Source organism: Microcoleus sp. (assembly GCF_049646505.1).
Taxonomy (GTDB): Bacteria; Cyanobacteriota; Cyanobacteriia; order Cyanobacteriales; family Microcoleaceae; genus Microcoleus.
This window is the reverse complement of sequence record NZ_JBARVX010000505.1, coordinates 1-7,482: the sequence shown is the minus strand read 5'-3', so window position 1 is coordinate 7,482 and position 7,482 is coordinate 1. Positions and strand designations below refer to the sequence as shown.

Below are 7,482 nucleotides of genomic sequence, written 5' to 3'. Positions count from 1 at the left end.
AATGGCGATCGTAATATATTTAACTAAGCGCATATAGTTTATCCTCAGACACCCAAATAATTTTACCTAATATTGGGATAAATGGGAAATTTAATTGTAAAAACTTACGCATGAGGCCCAGAAACCGGGTTTTTTACAAAAATCTTTCGTTACTGTCCACAAATTCGGTAAGAACCCGGTTTCTTAGTCGGAGTGCGTAAGTCCTGAATCTTAACTTGTCACCTCCGATCGCTCCCATCTCCTTATCCGTAGCTACGATCGCAAAAAACTGGTATACTTTCACATTAATCTCCTACTTGGAAAACAACACATCACTGTTGTAGGAATTATTCATTTACTCCCTTAATCCATAAAAATATCAGCAAAATCTATGAAATTCCGCTCTTGCTGGCTAATTTTTACCCTCATCGGACTCTCCTTAACAAGTTGCTCCCAGCAGAAGTCATCTCAAGAAATTGCTGAAACAGTTAACAAGAGCCTCGTGCTGATTTACTACGAAAATCAAGGCGGACACGGTACCGGGTTTATTGTACCGGGAAAAAAGGGAGTTTGCACTGTTCTCACGGCCGGTCATGTGGTTAAAGGCTATAGTTTGAAACTGCAAACTTATCAGGATCAACAAGGTCATACAACTGACAGTATTCAAACAAGTCCTACTTACGATTTAGCAGTGGTGACGTTTAAGTCTGCTGGGGAAAATTGTCCTTATCAAAGTGTCAATCTTGGCGATTTAACGAGCTGAAAGTAGGACATAAAATCTATATTTCTGGTTTTCCTGTTCTTCAAAACGAAGATTTAGCGCCGGAATTTTTGGAAGGTTCAGTATCGAGGATTAATGTTGTCTTGACGGAGGGCTATGGAATTAACTATACAGCTCAAGTTTCTGTTGGCATAAGTGGCGCGCCTGTTTTAGATGCTAGCGGTAAAGTGGTTGCAGTTCACGGGCAGGCGAAGGATAAATTGCCGAGGGGAATTCCAATTAAAACTTATCTGGCAAATCAGTCTTGGGAAAATCAACCCCTTGCTAAGGCAGATTATACTAAACTGGAACAGTTATTGGTGGCCGGGAAGTGGAAAGAAGCAGATGGGGAAACTGGTAACAAAATATTAGAAGTGGCGGGGAGACAAAAAGAAGGTTGGCTAGACATTGAAAATATCGAAAATTTTTCCTGTCCAGATTTGCGGGCGATGGATCGACTTTGGGTAAAATACAGTGATGGACGCTTCGGCTTTTCGGTGCAGAAGCAGATTTATCAAAGTCTTGGTGGCACTAAAGAGTATGATAGAAAAGTATGGGTAGCTTACGCTGAGGCGCTCGGCTGGAAATCGAAAGGAGAAAAGGAACAATGGCTGGAATACTCTCAACTAACTTTCAATACAAATGCACCATCAGCCCACCTCCCGGTTGGTGATGATCCCCGAATAGGTCGTTTGGGCAATAGAGGTATCTTCATAGAGAAATATTCTTCTCTCGTGCAGAGAGTTGTAAGTTGTAACCTATAAAGGCTTTAAGTTTTTATTAAAAATTGTCAGAGAGTCAAAATTCACTAAGTCATGCGGTGTCTGGGTTTCCGATACCTGGCACTGCGACTTGCCAGCCAGGATATTACCAGCAACTTGAGGATTATAACAATTAGCCAAAACGAACTTTTTAATCAATCAGGACTTACGCAATCCGACCAAAGAAACCGGGTTTTTTCCGAATCTGCGAGATGTAACGAAGTATTTTCGTAAAAAACCCGGTTTCTGAACCCCATGCGTAATTCCTATAAATTTAATATCACTTAGCAGAATTAGATCCAGCAATCCGATCCTCTTCAGCCAAAAAAGGAGTTAAATCAATCTCTGGCGAAGACGGAGAAAACTGAGAAGTTGCCAACTTGCCCTCGCTATTTTGATAAACCCCAGTACCACCATTCAGCAAATTTTCAGTCATATCTCGCATTGCTTGATAAGCCTGCGTATCGCTACCGGGATTCAACGTCAACACCAGCGGACAACCATCGCCACTTAACTTAGTTTTAGCACAAATCACGTATTGATTCGGCGTCTTAGGCTCGTCTCTCTAAGCTAACTTAATTAAACCATCTTTGCGATAACCGTTCAAGGTTTCAGAAATTATTTGGCAGCGTCTTACAGGCGTATAATCACTGCCTAAAGTTGTGACCATTTTTAGCCAAGGTTGTTGACCTTTATCGTGACGGTACATGACAGTCCAAACTTCACTACCCCGCTGAGTATCTGGCTGAAGTTGGCAGGAAAAACGAGTATTTTGTCCAAATAACAGGGGCGGCTAACCTTGAACAATAGCAATTCCCGCACCGCCAACAGCAGCTAACAAACCTAGCACACCGATAGTCAGGTTTGCGACGTTAAAGAACTTTCCACTATTACTCACGGTACAGAATCCTCGATCAAATTTTGATAGACAACAAGAGCGATAATAAGTTGAGAATTTCTACATCAGCCAAGTAACGGATTCCCGAAAACTTCCCCGATGTCGAATAATGCTATTATAGTATTATGAAGTCAACACAACAGTTTACAGCAATTATTGAACGAGAAGGCGACGGATATGTATCCCTTTGCCCAGAACTTGATATTGCCAGCCAAGGTGACAATATAGAAGAAGCGCGACAAAATATAATCGAGGCGCTGGAACTATTTTTTGAAACAGTAGATCCTTCTGAAGCTGATAAGATTCGGCGATTGAAATCGCTTCTACACAAACAAAGTCGGCCTCCGCCGACTGAAGAATATTGATATCAAACTAGACTTAAATACCCGCTTATTTTCTTAGTCTCGCGTTGCGCGGACTTTGTTTGTGTAGACGCGGTTTCAACCGCCGAGTTTCTCTAAAGAAACCGGGTTTTTTATCAAATCTATCGACTACAACGAAATATTTTCGTAAAAAAACCCGGTTTCTGAGCCTCGCAATCCTACAATTGCTTCACCTCAGCAACCAATTTCGCAACCACATCCTTAGCGCTACCAAACAACATCATCGTCTTATCCTTATAAAACAACTCATTGTCAACACCAGAAAAACCAGCACTCATCCCGCGCTTAATTACGATCGTATGCTTAGCCTTATCAACCTCCAAAATCGGCATCCCATAAATCGGGCTAGCCGTATCGTGACGCGCCGCCGGATTCACCACATCATTCGCGCCGATTACCAACGCCACATCCGTTTCTTCAAATTGCGGGTTGATATCGTCCATATCGTACAACTGCGGATAAGGCACGTTTGCTTCCGCCAACAACACATTTCCCTGGTTCCCGGGCTGTGCCTGGGAATCGATATCTAGAGGCTCGGCCTCGCAAGTCTCAGACTCGCCGGAGGCAGAGCCTCAAAATCTACCTCCCCAGGCAGAGCCGGAGAACAAAAAAAAATATTAAAAATCTTCTTTAAGATTTGTTACAATACGCAAAACTGAATATTCGCCCTCACACCGAATGACTTTTTTCAACGCCTCTGAACCTCTCATCCGCTGCAAACAGGAACATCTTGACGTACAGGATCTAGAAGGACTGTTGCGACTGCGCTGGCAAATAGGAAACCTTACTTTGTTCTCTGGACTTTATACCCGCATCGACCAAACTTTTCTGCTTTGGGGCTTGGTGACGGGGGGGATTTTTTTTACGGCTCAGTTTGTCCCCATCAGTTGGAGCTTTCAGGCGATTATGTGGTCAACTTTGACTCTAATTGGCACTGCGATCATGGCGGTTTTGACTTTGTTTTGGGTAAGAGTCGAGCGAGTTAGCTGGATTCTTTACTCTTGGGCGATTTTGACGATCGCTGGTTTGGCAATCACTGATTACAGCATTTTTACCGGTTGGGGAAGTTTGCTGCAGCACCTGTGCGATTTGTGGTTGGGTTTAAGCGCGATCGGGTATCTGTTGACTGGTTTGGGTTTGCGATCGCGCACTTTTATCGCGATCGGACTAACTCATTTATTCGGCATCCCTCTATTAATTTTTGTTGCTCCTTGGCAATATCTAACCACAGGCATAATTATGGCAGGTTGTTTGCTGTTATTGTCAGAATTGCAGTGGGATATGCGATCGCCGATCGAGAATACCTTGCTTACAGAAGAAGAAAAAGAATTCAACCGCATTCAACAGCGATTGCGACAAATCGATACGAGCGTGCCAAAACAAATCCCAAAAATGTAAAGAATTCTGTACAATAGCTAACATTTTCTCAAAATCGCACACAATAGAAAAATGCAGCATTAATAACAAACAAATGTTAACCAGAACAGGTGTTTTGCTGTTTTACCTGTGAATCGCCAACCTTAGGAGAACGGTGTCTGGAAAGCGACTGGCGAACAATGCTGTAATTGAGACGATAAAAGTTAATTCCGGTTGACCTTAGCGGTTAAAACAAAAACAAGTGGTGCAGGGTTTTTACCGTTTCCCCTGCTTTGCAGTCTCCGAGGAGAGGCTAAACCCTCTACTAGAACAGTCTGAGGAGATTGGCACAGAATTGGACAATTTGTCAAGTCGGTTTTTGAGTTCAGTGTTTAACAAAATTGAGAAAATGCTCGCTTAGTAGCTTCCCAGGACTTATTATAAAATAAGTCCTGTTTTATTTATTGTGCGATCGAATTATTCGCAGGTTGGGTTGAGCGCAGCGTTACCCAACTTTCAGCTAGCCCTCAACGATCGCAATACTCCGTTGAAGCTGGACTTCCGCAGTTACTCTATTATATGCTGAGTAACCCCAATCCAGACATACCCAATTTTGGGCTTCTGACAAATGGCAGCAACTTCAGATTCATCAAACTGATTAAACAAGACACTCCGCAGTACGCTTTATCTTATAAGTTCGTAATCGATCGTGCCCAGGATTTTTACGAAGTATTTCGCATTTTAAAGCGCGTCGCTGGTATAATTTCTCGTAACACCTCTTCTACTTAAATATATAATATGGAACTAGATTCTGAAAATAACAATAAATTCAGTAAAGCTCACTTTGATTTTAAGAATTTGCCTCAACTCACCAACCCTTGGCGACAGCTAAATCTGCAAGGAGTAGCTTTAGGTTTGATTCGCTTGCCGGCTGGCGAGGGCTACACCTTTACTCACAGCCACGCAGAACAAGAAGAAGTTTATATTGTAGTTGAAGGCAAGGGCCTGATGGTTGTAGATGGGGAACAATTGACACTTGAGGGCGGCGATATTGTGAGAGTTTCTCCTGCAGCAAAGAGAGCATTAAAAGCTGCTGACAATACAGCTTTATTTGCGATCTGTACTGGAGGATTGGCCGCAGGTTATCCCAAGCAACCCAACGCGCGCTATCTGATAGATGATGGAATCCCCGATTATGACGATGTTCCGCCTTGGTATGAGGGAAATTCCGAAATTGCTGAGAGAAATGCACGGTTAAAAGAAAGGATGTTGAAAGCCCAAGCCAAACGAGAAAGCCAACAGGAATCATCATGAATCAAAGTGATTTTTCGTTGCCGTCTGGATGTACGATCCGCGCCGCCTCAGCTTCAGATATTAAATCAATTAGAATGTTAGTTTGGAGCGCCAAACTCGATCCTACTCAGTTGCGCTGGGAGCAATTCTGGGTCATCGAATGTGAGGGAAAGTTGGCTGCTTGCGGGCAGTTGCGGAACTTTGAGGGGGCGCAAGAATTGGGCAGTTTGGTGGTGGCGAAAGATTGGCGCGAGATCGGTTTGGGAAGCTACCTCACACAATATTTAATTCAACAAGCTACGAAACCGCTATATTTAGAATGTTTGGGAAAGCGACTCGCATCATTTTACAGCCGCTTTGGCTTTCTAGAAGTTCCTGTGCAAGATTTACCGCAGTCCCTGAAATTCAAGTTCGGTTTGTCTCAGTTAGCTAAATTTTTATTCAGAGTTCCTGTAACTATTATGCAGTATCGAGAAGGTTCTTGATAATTATGACTTTTATGAATTTAAGATGGTGAATTTATGAATTGATTTTAAGTTTGAGTTGTTGAATAATTGCGATTGCAGGGTGCGATCTGCGCGGATAGAAATGAGCTAAATTTATTTTGATATATTGAAGTTATTTTTTAATTGCCTGTCTTCTTTTGGTGCGGGTGAGCCGTCTTTGTTTGGCTATGTAGCATAACTTTATGAAATTGGTATTACCCAACGGTTGAGGAGTGACAACCTTCCACATGAGGGGAGTTCAAAGTCGCAGGGTGAGGGGGGAGCAAGCTCAGCTTTTCTGTACAGGAGCTCGCAGGTGGCGGTGCACGGGTTTTGACCTATTTTATATCAAATCCGGTAACATCGGAATGATTCAGATATATATTCTCTCCCTCTGTGTACTCTGTGTTCTCTGCGGTTAAATCATTCCGATGCTACCGGAAACGATATTACCTGTTTATCTTGCACTTTATTCACGCGGAGCGCGATCGAAAACCCAGACCGCGCAATATGCGATCGATTATTCAGCAAACCCTATCTAGATATTGGATGAGAGGCAGAGATTGTTGGTAAATTCGCCCTACAAAACAATCTAATTTCGCTTTAGCCGCACCATAAAAAAGCCGTCCATTTGATATTTGTGCGGCCAAACTTTCACCCATCCTTCCGGTGATGGTTGGACGGGCAAATCAATGGTTGGCGGTTCGATTTGCCAGTGAGGGTTGCTATCTAAGAACGATCGCACAACTTGTTCGTTTTCTAAAGGATGAATCGTGCAAGTTGCGTAAACTAATACGCCGCCGGACTTGACAAACGTCGCGGTATTTGCTAGCAATTCCGATTGCAATTGCGATTGTTGTTGAATGTTTTCGGGTGTGTGTTGCCAGCGGGCATCGGCGCGGCGGTGCAGGGTTCCGAGGCCGGAACAAGGTGCATCTAATAAAACTCTGTCTGCTAGGTTGATAAATTCTGGGAACTGGCGGCTGTCTCCGGTATGAATTTTGATTGATTTCATCTGGAGTCTGTCTGCATTTTCTTTAAGTTTTTTGAGTCTGCTGGCGGTTTTGTCGCAGGCGTAAATAGTGCCTGTATCCTGCATTAATTCGGCGCTGTGGGTGGTTTTCCCTCCCGGTGCGGCGCAGGCATCGATGATAATTTCCCCTGGCTGCGGCCCTAGTAAATGGGTGACTAATTGAGCGCTGCTGTCTTGGACTGTCCACCAACCTTCGCTGTATCCGGGGAGATTTTGGATTGCACCGGTGCTGCTATTTAGCCTTAAAGCTTGGGGCAAGTTGGGGATTCTGCTGGTTGAGATGTTGCGGGCTTTGAAGGCTGTTTCGATTTGGTCGATCGAGCTTTTTAAAGGATTGACTCTCAGGTCAATTGCGGGGGATTGATTGAACCGTTTGCAGAGTAATTCTGTTTCGCTTTCGCCTATTTGTTCGAGCCACAATTCGACAATCCAGTCGGGGAAGCTGTGCAGAATTCCCAGGCGTTGGATCGGGTTTTTGGGTAATTTTAGGGAATTGAAACCCCCCCCAGCCCCCCCTTGGTAAGGGGGGGAGTT

The 7,482-nt window shown here is 43.7% G+C and carries 9 protein-coding genes and 1 pseudogene; 6 read left to right on the top strand and 4 right to left on the bottom strand.

The window, feature by feature from the left end; all coding sequences use genetic code 11:
• Positions 1-370 precede the first annotated feature (370 nt).
• On the top strand, positions 371-742 hold the full coding sequence (locus WBA89_RS24170) for a trypsin-like peptidase domain-containing protein (RefSeq protein ID WP_424409999.1): 372 nt from the start codon (positions 371-373) through the stop codon (positions 740-742).
• The gene (locus WBA89_RS24165; protein ID WP_424409998.1) at positions 700-1,503 is read left to right on the top strand and encodes a GUN4 domain-containing protein; all 804 of its coding nucleotides are present in this window, start codon (positions 700-702) and stop codon (positions 1,501-1,503) included. Before WBA89_RS24170 ends, WBA89_RS24165 begins: the two co-directional genes overlap by 43 nt.
• Positions 1,504-1,780: 277 nt before the next feature.
• On the opposite strand, the gene WBA89_RS24160 is transcribed toward WBA89_RS24165, so the two are convergent.
• Positions 1,781-2,035: a hypothetical protein gene (locus tag WBA89_RS24160; protein WP_424409996.1), complete on the bottom strand. Its 255-nt coding sequence runs from the start codon at positions 2,033-2,035 to the stop codon at positions 1,781-1,783.
• Between the two features lie 30 nt (positions 2,036-2,065).
• Positions 2,066-2,287, bottom strand: a complete 222-nt coding sequence (locus tag WBA89_RS24155; RefSeq protein ID WP_424410000.1) for a COP23 domain-containing protein — start codon at positions 2,285-2,287, stop codon at positions 2,066-2,068.
• A gap of 236 nt (positions 2,288-2,523) precedes the next feature.
• On the opposite strand from WBA89_RS24155, the gene WBA89_RS24150 reads away from it, so the two are divergent.
• Entirely contained in the window at positions 2,524-2,763 is a 240-nt protein-coding gene (locus WBA89_RS24150; protein WP_424409995.1) for a type II toxin-antitoxin system HicB family antitoxin, read from the top strand.
• Positions 2,764-2,939: 176 nt separating this feature from the next.
• Here the strand turns inward: WBA89_RS24150 and WBA89_RS24145 are convergent.
• Positions 2,940-3,287 (bottom strand): annotated as a pseudogene (locus WBA89_RS24145) (NAD(P)(+) transhydrogenase (Re/Si-specific) subunit beta); the annotation flags it as partial.
• A gap of 172 nt (positions 3,288-3,459) precedes the next feature.
• Between WBA89_RS24145 and WBA89_RS24140 the strand changes: the two are divergent.
• The 3 genes from WBA89_RS24140 to WBA89_RS24130 all read left to right on the top strand — a co-directional run bounded on the left by WBA89_RS24140 (position 3,460) and on the right by WBA89_RS24130 (position 5,915).
• Complete coding sequence (locus tag WBA89_RS24140; RefSeq protein WP_424409993.1) at positions 3,460-4,179, top strand: hypothetical protein; 720 nt, start codon at positions 3,460-3,462, stop codon at positions 4,177-4,179.
• A 756-nt stretch (positions 4,180-4,935) separates the two neighbouring features.
• Positions 4,936-5,451, top strand: coding sequence for a cupin domain-containing protein (locus WBA89_RS24135; protein ID WP_424409992.1), 516 nt, complete (start codon positions 4,936-4,938; stop codon positions 5,449-5,451).
• The gene (locus tag WBA89_RS24130) at positions 5,448-5,915 is read left to right on the top strand and encodes a GNAT family N-acetyltransferase (RefSeq protein ID WP_424409991.1); all 468 of its coding nucleotides are present in this window, start codon (positions 5,448-5,450) and stop codon (positions 5,913-5,915) included. The genes WBA89_RS24135 and WBA89_RS24130 overlap by 4 nt, the downstream gene beginning before the upstream one ends.
• Positions 5,916-6,507: 592 nt before the next feature.
• Here WBA89_RS24130 and rsmB read toward each other — a convergent pair.
• A partial coding sequence (rsmB, locus tag WBA89_RS24125) for a 16S rRNA (cytosine(967)-C(5))-methyltransferase RsmB (RefSeq protein ID WP_424409989.1) occupies positions 6,508-7,482 on the bottom strand: 975 nt, incomplete at its 5' end.